We start from the raw sequence: 15,209 nt of genomic DNA on the forward strand, positions 1-15,209 counted from the left end.
ATAGTCATATCGAAAAAATTATTTGTATCACGTTAATATTATACTTCTCTTAATAATTTTCAAATTAATGATAGGTAGTTCTTGTGATCTTACTGAATATACTTTATTTATGAGATACGCAATCAGTATATCGATTTAGAATAAAAACCATGAATATTTGTATTTTGATATTGGCAGCAGGAAAAAGTGAGCGTTTTCAAAACGCTGGAGGTAAAGGCAGTAAATTAAATTTTGGGCTAGGGAAAAGCACGGTATTTGAAAAAACACTTTTTAATTCAATAGATAGCGGAATTCCTATTCATGTAGTAACTCGGCCTGAGAATGAAGGCGTCATTAATAATTGTTTACAATTTAATATTCCATACTCATTGATAAATAGTACTGGGTTAGGTGATTCAATCGCATTTGGTGTTAAAAATACTTCAAATTTAGATGGGTGGATAATTCATTTAGCAGATATGCCATACATCAATAGTAGATTATTTATACGTATAGCAAATGAATTAAAACAACATACGTTAGTACGGCCAGTATATAATAGTTTACCGGGGCATCCAGTGGGAATATCTGCAAAATATTATTCAGATTTAATTAAATTGTCCGGCGATGAAGGGGCAAAATCAATATTACAGGATAATTTTGTCTATAAACTGGACATAAATGATGAAAATGTTGTGAAAGATATTGATTATCCAAGTGTTGATAACGAATAAGGGATGAATATGTTGCGTGAAGATGTTTTTGTTATCTCTCAAGCCGTTGCTTGGATAAAAGAGCAACCAATTTGGTTATGTACCGTATTAAATACCTATGGTTCTTCGCCGAGAAGCCCGGGTTCTTTGTTGGTTGCAAAACAGGACGGTCAATATATAGGTTCACTTTCTGGTGGATGTATTGAAGAGGATTTTATTCAGCGCATAAAAAATAATAATTATGTGAGTAGTAGCCAAGTTGTTCGCTATGGAAGAGGCGGGATTGAGACTAAAGTTAATTTACCGTGTGATGGTAGTTTAGATGTTTTGATTGAATATCTACCAAATAATGAAAAATCACTTAATTATCTCGTTGAGATCCAAAATGCGTTATTAGGTTATTCTGCCATTATCAAAAAAGTTCTATTGCCGCAGAGTGGTGAAATTCATATAGCTAATAAGTCAGAACAACCAACACAGATAGAACGTAATGGCGATAAAATTCAGTTATACATTGCGGCTCCTCCTCGCCTAATCATTGCAGGTATTTCCACTGTGGGGACTTATTGCGCTAATTTTGCGTTAACATTGGGTTTTGAGGTCATTATTTGCGATCACCGAGAAGAAGAAATAGCGCGGTTTGCACCACAAATTCCATCTCAAGTTGAGGTTATTTCTTTATTTCCCGCCCGCTATTTAGAAGAACAGGGTTGCTCTCCAAATACCGCCATTGTTTCCTTAACCCATGATCCCCGTATTGATGATTTAACACTGATGGAGTCGGTTAATACAGATGCTTTTTACATTGGTGCAATGGGGTCAGTAAGAACTAGTGCTCGCCGTCGTGAACGGCTTATGGCATCCGGTGGGATGACGGAAGAGGAAATAGAACGCATTCATGCTCCGATTGGTATTCCAATTGGTAGTAAAACACCGCCAGAAATTGCTTTAGCGATAATGGCCGACATTGTTGCTTATAAAAATGGCGTGATCTCATCAGAGATCACATGTAAAACGAAAAAGTTAGTGAGTATAAATTAAATACAATGTAATTTTATTTCTAATAGCTCACGCCATTTTAGATGGCGGAGCTAGCTACAAACAATATAGTTAGTATGTAGAAGTAATAGCTTCTCCCATTTTTACTAAATACTTTGATGCGTCATACCTGTCTGTCATTATTTCAATGTAAGCTGCGCTATCGAGAGTTTCAATATGTTGTAAGGCATCATTGAGTTCATCGCAGGTTGTTACTTTTTGGCAATACCAATCATCGCACCCAAATGCCGAAGGCAGTTGTGCATAATTCCATTGAGTAACATCGTTATAATAATATTCAGGTTCTTTACAAAATAGTCGTTCGATAAGGTAGCCGTCGTTATTTAGAACAAAAATAATAGGCTTAAGCCCAAATCGTGAAAATTGACTAATTTCTTGTATTGTTAATTGGTGAGCACCTTCACCAGTTATTAAAATAAGACGGCTGGAGGGAGATGCTAAAGCTGCTCCTAATGCAGCAGGAGTGGCCCAGCCAATTGATCCCCATAAAGATTGAGAATGAAATGATGCCCCCTTAGGTAAAAGTGCAAATGATAAGCCCATGGTAAATGTTCCTGTATCACCAAATATAATATCGTTAGGCTTGAGCATTTTTTCTAAACGAGGGTATAAGAATGTTTCCGTTATTTCTTGTGTTTTTGAACTTATTGGTGTACCAAGTGATTGTGCTTTAGGGTAATTATTATTATAAAAATAATAATTAGAAGTTGATGTCAATTTATCTTTTAACGATGAGATGACATCCTTCATATAAATCTCATCGTAGCGTTGGCCACTAATCACAACGTAATTATCCATAATGTGTATTATGTTTCCCTCTTCAATATTAGAGGTGTAACAAGCAGTATTAAAATCTGACATTATAGTGCCGATATTTAAAACACAATCACAGTTTTCTACAAATGAAGTCACTTGTGGATTGATGAACTCCCCCGCATACATTCCAATATATTGTGTATTAGTTTCATCTAAAACACTCTTATCCATATAAAAGGTTGTATAGGGAATATTGGTTTTTTCGATAATAGTTTGTAAGCTTTTTTGTAATCCTAAACGTAGAGATATTGACCCTGCTAATAAACAGGGTTGCTGGCTATTTATTAATTTATTTAAGATGAGATGGATAATGTTTTTTAGTATTTCTGGATTGGTTTTTGGTATTAATGGAACCGTATTATGAGGTGACTTAGCCACAGTTTTTACAGCATAATCAGCAGGTAACCCAAAATAAACTGGGCGACGCTCGTGTAAGGCGCAAGTGATTAATCGCTCTGTTTCTTCAATACAATTTTCTGGGGTTATAATGGCATGGGCGCAGACAATATGCTGGCTCATTTTATAGAAAACATCATAATCACCATCACCTAAAGAATGATGGTTAATTAGACGTTTTTTCTTTGATTGGCTTGGTGGCATTCCGACAAGATGAAATATCGGTAACCTTTCTGCATAGGAACCCGCTATTGCGTTGAGTGCGCTTAATTCGCCAACGCCAAATGTAGTTGATAATGCAGCGGCACCTTTTATTCGAGCATAGCCATCAGCGGCATAGGCTGCATTTAGTTCGTTACAATTACCAATCCAACGCTGTCGAGAACTAACACAAATAGCGTCATTAATAGGAAATGAATAATCACCAGGAACACCAAAAATATCTTCAATGCCTAAGTCATATAACTTTGATAAAATATAATCAACCACTCTTTCTTTCATTTAATACCTCTTGTAAATTATTTAGTAATAATATTTATATGTATATTTTAAAGTTCATTGAAATAATATTATTCAAGTGGGTAAAGAGTAAAAGGTTATTAATTATAATAAGATTGATTAATTTTATTAAACTGGTATTTTTTTAATCATGAGATTTAGGAATAAAGAAATAGCAGAGCAAAAAAAGCAGCTGGCCTTATTTCAAGGTTTAACTGCTTTTTAGAATATGCATATAATTAAAATTGAGCCGCAATCACCATAATTTCAACAAGAACTTGCTCACGAGCCATATTTGCTTCAACTGCTGCACGAGCTGGGCTATTTTCCACAGGCATCCAATTTTCCCATACTGCATTAAAGGCCGAGAAATCTCTCGCCATATTTTTAATCCAAACTTGAGCAGATAAAATTTGTGTTTTATTACTGTTGCTGGCTGCTAATAACGTATCAATTTTAGCTAAAACATCTTCAGTTTGCTGGGTAATATCACCTGTTAGGTCATTAGATACTTGTCCTGATAAATAAACTATCCCTGCATATTCAACACTGTCAGCTAAGCGTGGTTTCGGGTTGTTACGTTTGATGGACATGATTACCTCGTTAATCCAGTTAAAGAAATTGGCGTTTTTTGTTCTGTAATTAATTGAGTCAATATTTCCGCGCTGCCTGCGGCAAGAGTAAACCCTAAACTGCCATGTCCAACATTAAGCCATAAATTTTTATAGGTTGTTTTTCCTAATATCGGTGGGCCTTTTGGTGTTGAAGGGCGTAACCCACACCAGCTTTCAGCATCGTTAATTTTAGGTAGTTCAGGAAAGGTATGTTTAATAATCTTCTTAAGAGCTTGTATTCTATTTTCACGTAAACCATGCTTGTCATAACCAATATCAACCATCGCAGCAATGCGTAATTGCTCATTAAGTTTGGCATAGACAATTTTATTGCCGTAATCAGTCACGTTAATTTTCGGAACAATATGCTCAGCTTGCGGGTATTCGACACTTAGACTATATCCCTTTAACCCTAAAATAGGGACATTAATATTCAGTGGTTTTAATAACTCGCGGCTACCATTACCTGCGCAAACAATAAAATCATCAGCTTGGATAGTTCCCTGGTGAGTGGCTATTCCTGTAATGCTGTTATCTTGTGTAATGAAAGATTCAACACTGTGTTGCAAACAAAGCTTAAATTGCGGTTGCATGAGTAAATATTGCAGTAGATTTTTGCAGAATAAATAGCAATCTGCACTCTCATCATCAGGAGCATATATTGCCCCGACTAGTTGAGACTGTATATTTTTTAAAGAAGGCTCTAGTTCAATAATTTTAGCGGGTGTTAATACTTTTTGAAATTGTTTATCAACCGTTTCACTGGCTTTATGAAAACTCTTATTATCACGATGGATAATTAATTTCCCTGATTTTTCCCAAGCAAAATCGGCAATATCACCATTGTTACGCCATTTATTCATTATTTCTTGGCTCAGGAGTGATAAACGTAAAAGATGGGTACCATTAATTTTATTGGTATTACGGTTACAAGCTAATGTAAATTGCGCTAGCCAAGACCACTGTTGTAATGAAGGCGTTATTTTTAAATTTAAGGGGGAGTCATTTTTCCCCATCCAACGTAGGCCTTGTAAAGGAACACCTGCATCAGCAAGGGGAGAAACATAGCGATAGCTGAGTTGCCCACCGTTAGCAAAACTGGTGTGCATACCGACATCTGTATCTGATTCAACTAATGTTACGGTTTGGCCTGCTTTAATTAATGCATAGGCGGTGCTTAAACCAATCACACCAGCTCCAATAACCACTACATGTTTAGTCATAATAATCCGTAACCCATAATAACCAAGATGTTATTATTTAACGGTGAATAAGCTAACTAAACAATTGAGTTTTCATCACTAGAGTATAACTTTTGGTTAACTACTTTATTTCTTTTCTCAAGTGTGGATGCCAAGGTATTAACATAATTCTGTGCAGCTTTGGTTAATGGTTTATCTGCGCGATGAAAAACGGATACGGCAAGGTGTAAACCTTCCTGTAAAGGGTAAATCATTGATTCAGGCAATGTATGTTCGGCTGAAAAAATATCGGTAATACTGCAACCTAAACCTGCCTGAACAAATTCTGCAGCCATATGATAGGTATGCACACTAATATTCGATTCTGCAAACTCATGACGTTTTTGTAATAGCTGAGATAAAGAATCAGAACCAGGGTGGATCCAACGCTCTTGGTCGATATCAGTGAGCGAAACAGGTGAGTGCAATGGTAATTTGCTATCCACATAAACTAATGGGATATCTGCAATAGGTAAAACCGTAATACCACCTTCAATTTCAAGGTTAAAGCCAATACCAATATCGAGATCTTGTTGGGTTAATAACTGCAGAATATCGGTTGTATGATGTGTACCGATCGTAAGTTTGATATTGGGGTGCTTTTTAATAAATTGAGCGGTCACTTCAGGTACTAAGTTTAGCCCTAAGCTAGGTAAGCAACCAATGGCTAATTTGCCTTGCGGATCACGTGATAAGTTTTGCGCTAAAATTCTGAGCTTATCTAAATTATGATAAACTTCCTTCGCTTCTTCAAATAGCAGGTTTGCCTCAGCTGTAGGAATTAACTTCCCTCTTATCCGTTGGAATAATACTAAGCCAAGTTGTTGTTCTGCATGTTTTAAGGCCTTGCTGGCAGCAGGTTGTGAGATATGTAAAACCTCAGCTGCGCGAGTTAGAGAACCACAGGTCATGACCGCATAAAAAATATCGAGATGCCTTAACTTCATTTTCAGAAACCTATTATTTGCTTTTACTCACAGAAACCGACTATTGGTATTAATTCGCATATTCTACCGAATTAATACCAATTAATCTGAACAACTATTCATTTTGTGCTGAAAATGGTGAAAGGAAATTAGGCGGTTTAAATTAAATAGAGATAAAAAGTGAAGGCCAGACTATATACTTGGGTTATAGCCCAGCCTTTATGGTTGTGTACTAGGTAAAATACGTGCCGATTTCGATAAAGATTTTAATTAAGATACTATTTGAAATATCGACAATAAATGCACCCACCATAGGCACCACTAAAAAGGCTTTATGGGAAGGGCTGAATGCTTTAGTGACGGTCTGCATGTTAGCGATAGCGGTTGGTGTTGCACCCATTCCAAATCCACAGTGCCCGGCACTAATAACAACGGCGTCATAATCTTTGCCCATCATTTTAAAGGTAACAAATGTTGCAAATAAAACCATAACCACCGTTTGTACTGCAATAATAATCAGAACAGGGCCTGCCATACTAGCGAGTTGACCGAATTTTAAGGACATTAGCGCCATTGCTAAGAATAATGACAAGGCTACGCTACCTAATACATCAACGGTTGGTTCAAAAACTTCATGTTTAAATATATGTGTTAAGACATTGCGAATAATAATACCGACAAATAAGCACCAAACAAAGGTTGGCAATTGCATGACGGTATCTTTAAAATATTCGCTAATATAGCCACCAACAACAATACAGATAATTAGCATTGAGATGGTTTCAATAACATTATTGGCATTAATTTTACGTTTAACACTCGGTTGTTCGAAAGCTTCAACGATGGTTTCTTTTTCGAGTTCAGTACTTTTAGGGATCGCAACTTTTTTCAATAAATGGCGAGCAACAGGGCCACCAATTAACCCACCGAGGACTAAGCCTAAGGTTGCACACGCCATAGCTAATTCAACAGCACCTGTCACACCATATTTATCAGCTAATATTGGTCCCCAAGCCCCTGCATTACCGTGGCCACCCGTAAGTGTGATTGAACCCGCAATTAAACCAATAAATGGACTTTCATTAAGCATGACAGCCATTCCCATACCAACGGTATTTTGAATAGCAATTAATATAGTCACTGCTATCGTTAATAAGACAAGTGGCTTACCACCTTTTATTAAACGCGAAAAATCTGAGCTTAATCCAATTGATGAAAAGAACGTAATCATCAAAATGCTTTGTAGTGAAGCATCAAAAGTAAATGAATACCCTGCAGTTTTATCAACAATTAATAGAATGATAGCAACAATAAAGCCGCCAACAACGGCTTCAGGGATATGGTTTTTTTGTAGAAAAGGTGTGTATTTGACAACAAACATACCAATCAACAGCGCCAAACAAGCGACTAATAAAGTGTAGCTGGCATCTAGGATCATTATTTTACCTCAAGTTAGTTTACCAGAACTTTCACTGTTGTTATTTAACATTAGCGATAAATTAAGTTACTTTGTGCAACTTTTATTTAACAATGAGTTTTGTTTGGGTATCTATAACTTTTAGTTAACCCTAGCCTGAGTATTAAATGGGTGACAACGAGGTCTTATATGCAAATTTTCTTAGCTAAAAATAGCGAGAGACAGCATGAACAGCAGGTTTCTGTTGAAAGGGATCATTTTGAAGATGGCATGTAAGGATAAAATTGTTTTTTTTGGGAACTCATGTAACTGAAGGCTTATGCTACCAAGTAATTATAAGAAGTGTGATGTACAACATAAAAGAAAATGGACAGATTAGAGTGAAAAATGAGGTAAATAATCCATTATTGGATACTGAGTGAAAATATTGTCTAGCCTATAGATAGGACAATCTTCAGAGATCAGGGGACGGCGTTGCCGTTAGCGTTAAATATACGACCTTTTATCAATAGCAAATCGTTGATGGTTACTTTTGAATATAATAAGTACAAATATAATCACTAAACGCTATTTGATAATTTTGTTTCAGGTTTATATTTGGTTTTTTTTACCGTCTTATTGAGACTGTCTAATTTGGCTGTTATTTAATGGCTTGTTTTCATAAGTGTATTGTCATTACCTTTCTTTTTGATGGATTTAAAAGGAAAATCCACCTGAATATATCGTTAATCAATTTTTTGCTATAGTACCTAATTACAATGAGTTAGGTTTTATTTTAATTATTTAATAATGATATGGCGTGTGAGTTTAACAGAGTGTTTTAAATCTAAATTTTCTTTTTATTAGATAATTTGAATATTTTTTATGGAGTGTTTTAAATGCAAAAAACGATCCGTCAAGTCACCTATGATTTATTACGTAAGTTAGGTATTACAACCATTTTTGGCAACCCAGGTTCGACAGAAGAAACATTTTTAAAAGATTTTCCGAGTGATTTTCGTTATATCCAAACATTACAAGAAGCCTCTGCTGTTGCCGCCGCAGATGGTTACGCGCAGGGAATGCGTAAAGTTGCGATGGTGAATGTGCATACTTCCGCAGGGTTAAGTAATGCCATGAGTAATATTTTGACTGCCTATATGAACCGAACACCATTAATTATTACGGCGGGAAATCAAACACGAGAAATGTTATTGATGGAGCCTTGGCTAACCAACATTGAGCCTGAAACGTTGCCAAAACCCTGGGTAAAATGGAGCTATCAACCAGTACGTGCGGAAGACGTCCCCGCTGCTTTTATGCGAGCGTATGCAATGGCTCTGCAACCACCTGCTGGGCCAGTATTTTTATCTATCCCACTGGATGATTGGGATAAGCCCGCACTAGCACAAGAAGCTGTTGTTCGTTCTGTACCGCAGCGCATTGGTTATGATCCAGCTCGACTACAAGAGTTTGCTTCAGCACTATCGAATGCGAAGAATCCTGTACTTATTTATGGTTCCGCCATTGCAAGAGGGGAAGGTTGGGATATCGGCATTAAACTTGCTGAAAAATTAAATGCTCCAGTGTGGGCTGCGCCTGCATCTGAACGGCCGCCATTCCCAGAAACTCATCCTCTATATGCAGGTGGGTTACCTTTTGCGACAAAACCGTTATCTGAAAAACTCGAAGGACATGATTTAGCCATTGTTATTGGAGCTCCTGTATTTAGGTATTACCCTTATGTTGCAGGCAGTTATATCCCTGAAGGACTGAAATTACTACACATTACAGATGACCCAATCGAAGTGGCTAGAGCTCCTATTGGAGATAGCTTGTTAAGTGATGCTGTACTCGCACTAGAAGGGTTAATTAACTTGGTTGCGCCTCGTACTGCGACAAAAACGGTGGAAAAACAACCTCATGGAATGGCACCGTACCCAGCTGCAGCTGAACAAAGCAGTAATAGCCCAACACTGAGTGCAACGCAATTATTTCGCACCTTGAGGGAAGTTTCACCAAAAGAAACCGTCTTGGTGGAAGAGTCCCCTTCAAACCTCGGTGAACTTCATCGTGAATGGCCAATTGAATTTCCTGATTCATTCTATACTTTTGCAAGTGGTTCATTAGGCTGGAATTTACCAGCAAGTGTGGGAATTGCATTAGCCGAAAGGGACAGCGAGCGCCATCGCCCAGTGATGGCAATTATTGGTGATGGCTCTATGCAGTATTCAATTCAAGGCTTATGGAGTGCTGCGCAGCAGAACTTACCTATTGTGTTTATCATTCCGAAAAACAATGAATATGGCATTTTAAAATCATTTGCAGTATTGGAGGAAACACCAGGGGTTCCGGGGCTTGATATTCCAAATTTAGATATCGTGGCTTTAGGAAAAGGATATGGTTGTGCTGCGGTGAGAGCCGAAACGATAGAAGACATTAAGCAAGCCTGTGAAGAGGCATTTAGGCGTAATGGGCCGACAGTGATTGAAGTGCCTATTTTACCGTCAATTCCTCCACTGATTTAACTATGTATCGTTGATTAAATGGCTCCTAATTAGGGGCTATTTACTTCAAAGAGTGAGGCCGCTATTTGGGCAGCTGAATTAATGCCAGTGGAACTGACTTCGATCCTAGTGGTAGCAAAAAACGCCTATTTAACAGGGGATTCTGTTGATTGGGAAAATCAGTTGATGAGTGTCACGCAATGCGCGAATTATTTAGCTGAGCGTATTCGTATTTATTCTTAGGTAGCTTAAATCAATGTGTCTTTTGATGCTTTCTTAATACCAATCAAATGACGTTTGCTTGATGTTTAATGAATCAAAAAGCAAATGGCTTATACTGCATTATTGTTTTATTAATAATGAAATAAAAATGACTAAAAAATCGATAAACCCGGCTTCTATCTTTAATTCTTTGCAGTATGGCTTTAGCCAAGCTATAGAAATAACGGGAACCCGACAATTATTTTTATCGGGTCAGGTTGGAGTAAATGCCGCGGAAGAAACTGTTGCTGGGGGTATTTACGAACAAACCGTACAATCATTAATCAATATTGAATATGTATTGCATGAGGCAGGCGGCGATTTATCTCAGGTGGCTATGCTACGTATTTATATCAAAGAGGGCTTTAATAGCCATGAGGAACAAGCGGATATTGCGAAAGCATTAAAAGAAAAGTTTCCAAACAATCCTCCTGCTTCATCTTGGGTTATTGTTTCTGGGCTTTCCTTGCCGGAATGGTTAATAGAAATAGAAGCTCATGCAGTTTTAAACTAAATTAATTAGAATAGAAAAGCCGACAGTGGAAAAATCGGCTTTTCTGGCACTAATGGTTTAGTGTTTCACTAGTGTTGAGAAATAATAAACAAGAGGTACCGCAAGTATCCACAAGCTAATTGGAATTTCTCTCCACTTGCCAGCAACGGCTTTAATTAAGATATAGAATAACAACCCACCGGCGATACCCGTACCAAAGCTATTAGCGATTAGCGTAATCATCACCATCATTAATACGGGTAAGCCATCGGTAAAATTGCCTAAGTCTACTTTTCGTAAACCACTGAACATATTTAGTCCAATTAAAATCAGAGCAGGAGCCGTGGCTTGTGCTGGGATCATTAATGCGATTGGTGTAAATAGCAGCATTAATAAAAACATAAAGGCTGCAGCAAGAGCTGTCATACCTGTTTTACCTCCAGCCTCTGCCGCCGCTGAGGACTCAATAAGTGCGGTTGCGGCTGGAATACCGACCCATGGGCCTAGTGCTGCAGCAATTGAGTCAACGATAAAGGGACGGTTAATATTGGGCATATTACCTTCTTTATCTAATAAACCAGCTTCTCCGCCAACCGCTAATGTTGTCCCCATGGTTGAGAAAAACTCAGCAGCAAAAAAGACAAATAAGAAAGGAAGAAACGCGATATTTAATGCGCCAATTAAGTCTACATGCCCTAATACAGGAGCTACAGAGTGTGGAATACCAATAAAGCTTTCAGGTAATTTTGTGACACCAAAAGGAATGCCTAAGAGGGTTGCAAATAAAATAGCCCATAAAATTCCGCCCGGTATTTTGCGAGCTTGTAGTGCAATTGCAACGAAAAAGCCAGCAAGTGCAACTAATGCTCCGGGGGAAAGAAAATCACCAAGCATTAATGCATTTGTTTTTGGGTTAGCGAGTACTAATCCTGCATTTCGAAAGCCTAATACGGCAACGAAAAGGCCAATTGATGCAGTTAATCCGAGTTTAATTGATTGTGGGACAGAGCGCGTAACAACTTCACGCAAACCAAATTTAGTTAATAGGAAAAATAAGATCCCTGACCAACAAGCAATGCCGAGCCCTATTTGCCAGTCAATACCTTCACTGCCTGCAAGTGTAATACTGACAAGGACTGAGCCTCCAATACCAGGGCCAACAATAAAAGGTAAGTTTGCATAGAATGCCATTAATAAACTGGCAATGACGAAGACAATAATTGTTCCAGTGGTTGCGGCTCCTTTATCCATCCCTCCAACGGCAAGTAAACCGGGGATCACCACGAGCAAGTAAGCTGCGGCTAAAAAACCGGTCACCCCAGCTAAACACTCTGTTTTTACTGAACTGCCGCGCTCACGTAAAGCAAAGCGCCTTTCTAGCCAACTCCCTGATGTTGGCGTATTTATTGAATTGTCAGCCATTAATTGGCTCTCCTATCATTATTATTAATTTTCTATGCGTGCTTAGCAGTATGGATGACAGCGTCAACGATTTGACGTGTTGTTCCATCCGTTAATCCTAAATCGGTTAAATGTGGGCCTGCATTGCAAGCAAGACAGGTTCCTTCAATAGCCTTAAAGACTCGATAAGGTGGCTCCCAATCAGCGATTTCGCTGCTTAATTCACGCAATTGGCGAAATTGAGCAGCCAGCTCAGTTGCGGGTAAATCAGATAGCATACCGGCAATTGGCATAGCGACATGAGCTAAAACCTGACCATTTTGTACTAACGCCATACCTCCGCCACTCTCGATTAATAAATTAGCGGCGATGGCCATATCATCAGAGTCACGACCAAGGACAACGAGGTTATGTGAATCGTGTGAATAGCTAGTCGCAATGGCGCCGCGTAATTCCCCCCAACCCTCAAGTAAGGCTATCTGAGGTAAAGCATCGTGGCGGCCGTGACGGTGTTGAACTCGAATAAGGCTGAAATTATTCGGCACTTGTACCACGCTATTTTTGATTTGTACGTCAATTTCGCCCCATTGGGTAAAACGTGCCCCACGAATATGACGTAAACGCGCACTACCATTATTGATTCCATCAATTTTTAACGTGCAATCATTTGGGGTGATTGGCGAGAGTTGCATGGTGTCTCGCGGTGGTAAAATATCATTATGTGCACTTAATGCATTGATAAGTTGGTTATTTTCTGCAATTTTTTGGCCTGATACATACACGGCTTGTGCTTTCAACGTTTCCAATGAATCGAAGATGACTAAATTTGCTTTTCTCCCTGCAGCAATTAGGCCAAGGTCATGGCGTTGCAAGCGTATTGCAGCATTAAATGTAGCAAAGCGTAGTACGTCCGTTGCTGGCATTCCATGCTCAATTAACAGGTTTAATAACGCAATAATGCCACCTTTTTCAATTAATATGTCGGGAGGCACGTCATCCGTGCATACTGTGATTTGTGATGACAAATGCGGTAAGGATTTTAATGTGGCAACAATATCAGGAAGGAGGTAAGGATGTGAGCCACGAATTTGTAATGTAAGGCCCGCACGTAGCTTTTCAAGGGCATCTTCAGCCGAGGTTAACTCGTGATCAGAGGTGACGCCGGCAGCCAGATATGCTTGGAGATCAGCTCCTTTTAAACCTCTTGCATGGCCTTCTATAAGCTTGCCTGATGTAATTCCTGCATTTAGAATTTCTTCCATTCTGTCACTGCCATGGAGCACACCAAACATATCCATGACCTCGGCCACGCCACGAACTTCCGGCCAACTCAGCATGGTTGACATTTCATTCCCAGCAAAGTCTGCTCCAGACATTTCTAAGCCAGGTGTTGATGGCACTGACGAAGGGGCTGCAACCATGACATCTAGCGGTAAATTTCGGCTAGAATCAATAGCATAACGTACACCTTCTAGGCCTAATACATTGGCAAGCTCATGGGGATCCCAAAATACAGCCGTTGTTCCTTGAGCTAGAACTATTTCGGCATAACGTACAGGGGGTAAGTGTGAGCTTTCTAAATGGACATGAGTGTCTATTAAGCCAGGTGAAATGAAATAGCCTGATAAATCATGGGTTTCATTTGCGTCCGTACGGGTTCCAGTAGGATGAACGCTAGCAATTAGGTTGCCGGTGATCCCGATATCTGCAAAGCGAACTTCACCGGTTACCATATCAACAATATTGGCATTAGCGAGTAAAAGGTCAAAAGGCTTTTCGCCTTTAGCAGATTGAATGACGTGACGCCTATTTTGTTCTGTTATGCACATAAAGATACCATTCCTACAATTTATGATTGTTACTTTATGAGCAACGCAAACGTTTGCCAAGATGATAAAATTTATCATGTGATAAGAAATGGTTATAATGAATCGAGATATTGGCTAATCCAATAAAAGTAAAAGAACATTATTATGATAGAACCTTGGCAGAGGCTGCCTGCACTCACGCTCAAACAGCTACAGTATTTTGTGACGTTAGCGAAACTTCGTCATTTTACCGAGACCGCTAATCGTCTAGCGGTAAGTCAACCTGCTTTGAGTAGTGCTTTGCGGCAAATAGAGACGGTTATCGGAGGAAAGCTAATTAATCGCACAGCTTCATCCGTAACATTAACGGAGCTAGGTACTGCAATTTTGCCACATGCACAGCAAATACTGAGTGTTTCTCATCGCGCATTTAGTGAAATTCAAAAAATAATCGCGGAAGGAGGGGATGGAACATTACGTATTGGCTTAGTTCCTTCCGTAAGTTCTCTGTTATTTCCTGCTGTGCCTGAACTATTAAATCAATATTTTCCGAGGCTTAATATTGAGTTTTATGACCAAACGAATGACGCTTTGATTAATAAACTTATCAATCATGAAATTGATTTCGGTATTGGGGTGTTAGATAGTTCAGTACCTCAGAATTTAGCTATTTTTCCACTACAAGATGACCCTTTTGTGGCTGTTATCCATAATGATGACGCAGTAGCGGATAATAGATTTCATATGCCATGGAAGCTACTCAATAACCGTGATGTGGCTGTATTTTCGAAGGGTAATATTCAACGCTTGGTCGCTGCGACAGTGGAAAGTCACCGTTTAAAATTAAAGATTCGCTATCAAGTGGATTACATTGAAACGCTATATGGCTTAGTTCGCTCAAAACTCGCGATTGCGATTTTACCACAGCTTTATACTGTACATTTACGTGATCCAGAATTGAAAGTTTTACAATTACAACAACCCGAGTTAACTCGTACAGTAGCCTTAATTCGCAATAGCCAACAAACGACGCCGTTAATGGATGAGGTTTTTCAGGTATTGTTAAAAGTATTGCGTGATAATAACGCATAAGTTATATCC

Annotated in this window: 12 protein-coding genes and 1 pseudogene; 6 read left to right on the plus strand and 7 right to left on the minus strand. The window is 38.7% G+C overall.

The annotated features are described in order from the left end of the window. The first annotated feature begins 149 nt into the window (after positions 1-149). Together PR767_RS18440 and PR767_RS18445 are read left to right on the plus strand one after the other, a co-directional pair. Positions 150-713 (plus strand): nucleotidyltransferase family protein, encoded by a 564-nt coding sequence (locus PR767_RS18440; protein WP_004913840.1) that lies wholly within the window; start codon positions 150-152, stop codon positions 711-713. A 9-nt stretch (positions 714-722) separates the two neighbouring features. Continuing rightward, a complete protein-coding gene (locus PR767_RS18445) occupies positions 723-1,733 on the plus strand; it encodes an XdhC family protein (protein WP_272520735.1) in 1,011 nt (336 codons plus the stop codon). Between the two features lie 69 nt (positions 1,734-1,802). Here PR767_RS18445 and PR767_RS18450 read toward each other — a convergent pair whose 3' ends face one another. The 5 genes from PR767_RS18450 to gltS all read right to left on the minus strand — a co-directional run bounded on the left by PR767_RS18450 (position 1,803) and on the right by gltS (position 7,680). Further along, positions 1,803-3,464, minus strand: coding sequence for an alpha-keto acid decarboxylase family protein (locus PR767_RS18450; protein WP_272520736.1), 1,662 nt, complete (start codon positions 3,462-3,464; stop codon positions 1,803-1,805). 236 nt (positions 3,465-3,700) lie between these two features. Next, positions 3,701-4,054: a RidA family protein gene (locus PR767_RS18455; protein WP_272520737.1), complete on the minus strand. Its 354-nt coding sequence runs from the start codon at positions 4,052-4,054 to the stop codon at positions 3,701-3,703. A 2-nt stretch (positions 4,055-4,056) separates the two neighbouring features. Continuing rightward, entirely contained in the window at positions 4,057-5,298 is a 1,242-nt protein-coding gene (locus tag PR767_RS18460) for a D-amino acid dehydrogenase (protein WP_272520738.1), read from the minus strand. A 56-nt stretch (positions 5,299-5,354) separates the two neighbouring features. Beyond that, a complete protein-coding gene (locus PR767_RS18465; protein ID WP_004913826.1) occupies positions 5,355-6,263 on the minus strand; it encodes a LysR family transcriptional regulator in 909 nt (302 codons plus the stop codon). A 211-nt stretch (positions 6,264-6,474) separates the two neighbouring features. Beyond that, positions 6,475-7,680, minus strand: a complete 1,206-nt coding sequence (gene gltS, locus PR767_RS18470; RefSeq protein ID WP_004913824.1) for a sodium/glutamate symporter — start codon at positions 7,678-7,680, stop codon at positions 6,475-6,477. Between the two features lie 857 nt (positions 7,681-8,537). Between gltS and mdlC the strand changes: the two genes are divergently transcribed. From mdlC to PR767_RS18485, 3 genes and pseudogenes are all read left to right on the plus strand, one after another. Continuing rightward, entirely contained in the window at positions 8,538-10,166 is a 1,629-nt protein-coding gene (gene mdlC, locus PR767_RS18475) for a benzoylformate decarboxylase (protein WP_272520739.1), read from the plus strand. Positions 10,167-10,214: 48 nt separating this feature from the next. Further along, positions 10,215-10,388 (plus strand): annotated as a pseudogene (locus PR767_RS18480) (aminoglycoside adenylyltransferase domain-containing protein); the annotation flags it as partial. Positions 10,389-10,449: 61 nt separating this feature from the next. Beyond that, positions 10,450-10,920 carry a RidA family protein gene (locus tag PR767_RS18485; protein WP_226537885.1) on the plus strand — a complete coding sequence of 157 codons (471 nt, stop codon included), beginning with the start codon at positions 10,450-10,452 and terminating at the stop codon, positions 10,918-10,920. 57 nt (positions 10,921-10,977) lie between these two features. Here the strand turns inward: PR767_RS18485 and PR767_RS18490 are convergent, their stop codons facing one another. Together PR767_RS18490 and PR767_RS18495 are read right to left on the minus strand one after the other, a co-directional pair. Further along, a complete protein-coding gene (locus PR767_RS18490) occupies positions 10,978-12,321 on the minus strand; it encodes an NCS2 family permease (RefSeq protein ID WP_272520740.1) in 1,344 nt (447 codons plus the stop codon). 32 nt (positions 12,322-12,353) lie between these two features. Beyond that, positions 12,354-14,129, minus strand: coding sequence for an adenine deaminase (locus tag PR767_RS18495; RefSeq protein WP_272520741.1), 1,776 nt, complete (start codon positions 14,127-14,129; stop codon positions 12,354-12,356). Positions 14,130-14,273: 144 nt separating this feature from the next. Here PR767_RS18495 and PR767_RS18500 point away from each other — a divergent pair, with 144 nt between their 5' ends. Then, positions 14,274-15,200: a LysR family transcriptional regulator gene (locus PR767_RS18500; RefSeq protein WP_004913807.1), complete on the plus strand. Its 927-nt coding sequence runs from the start codon at positions 14,274-14,276 to the stop codon at positions 15,198-15,200. Positions 15,201-15,209 lie beyond the last annotated feature (9 nt).

Origin of the sequence: Providencia sp. PROV223, assembly GCF_028479245.1 — a bacterium.
Taxonomy (GTDB): Bacteria; Pseudomonadota; Gammaproteobacteria; order Enterobacterales; family Enterobacteriaceae; genus Providencia; species Providencia rettgeri.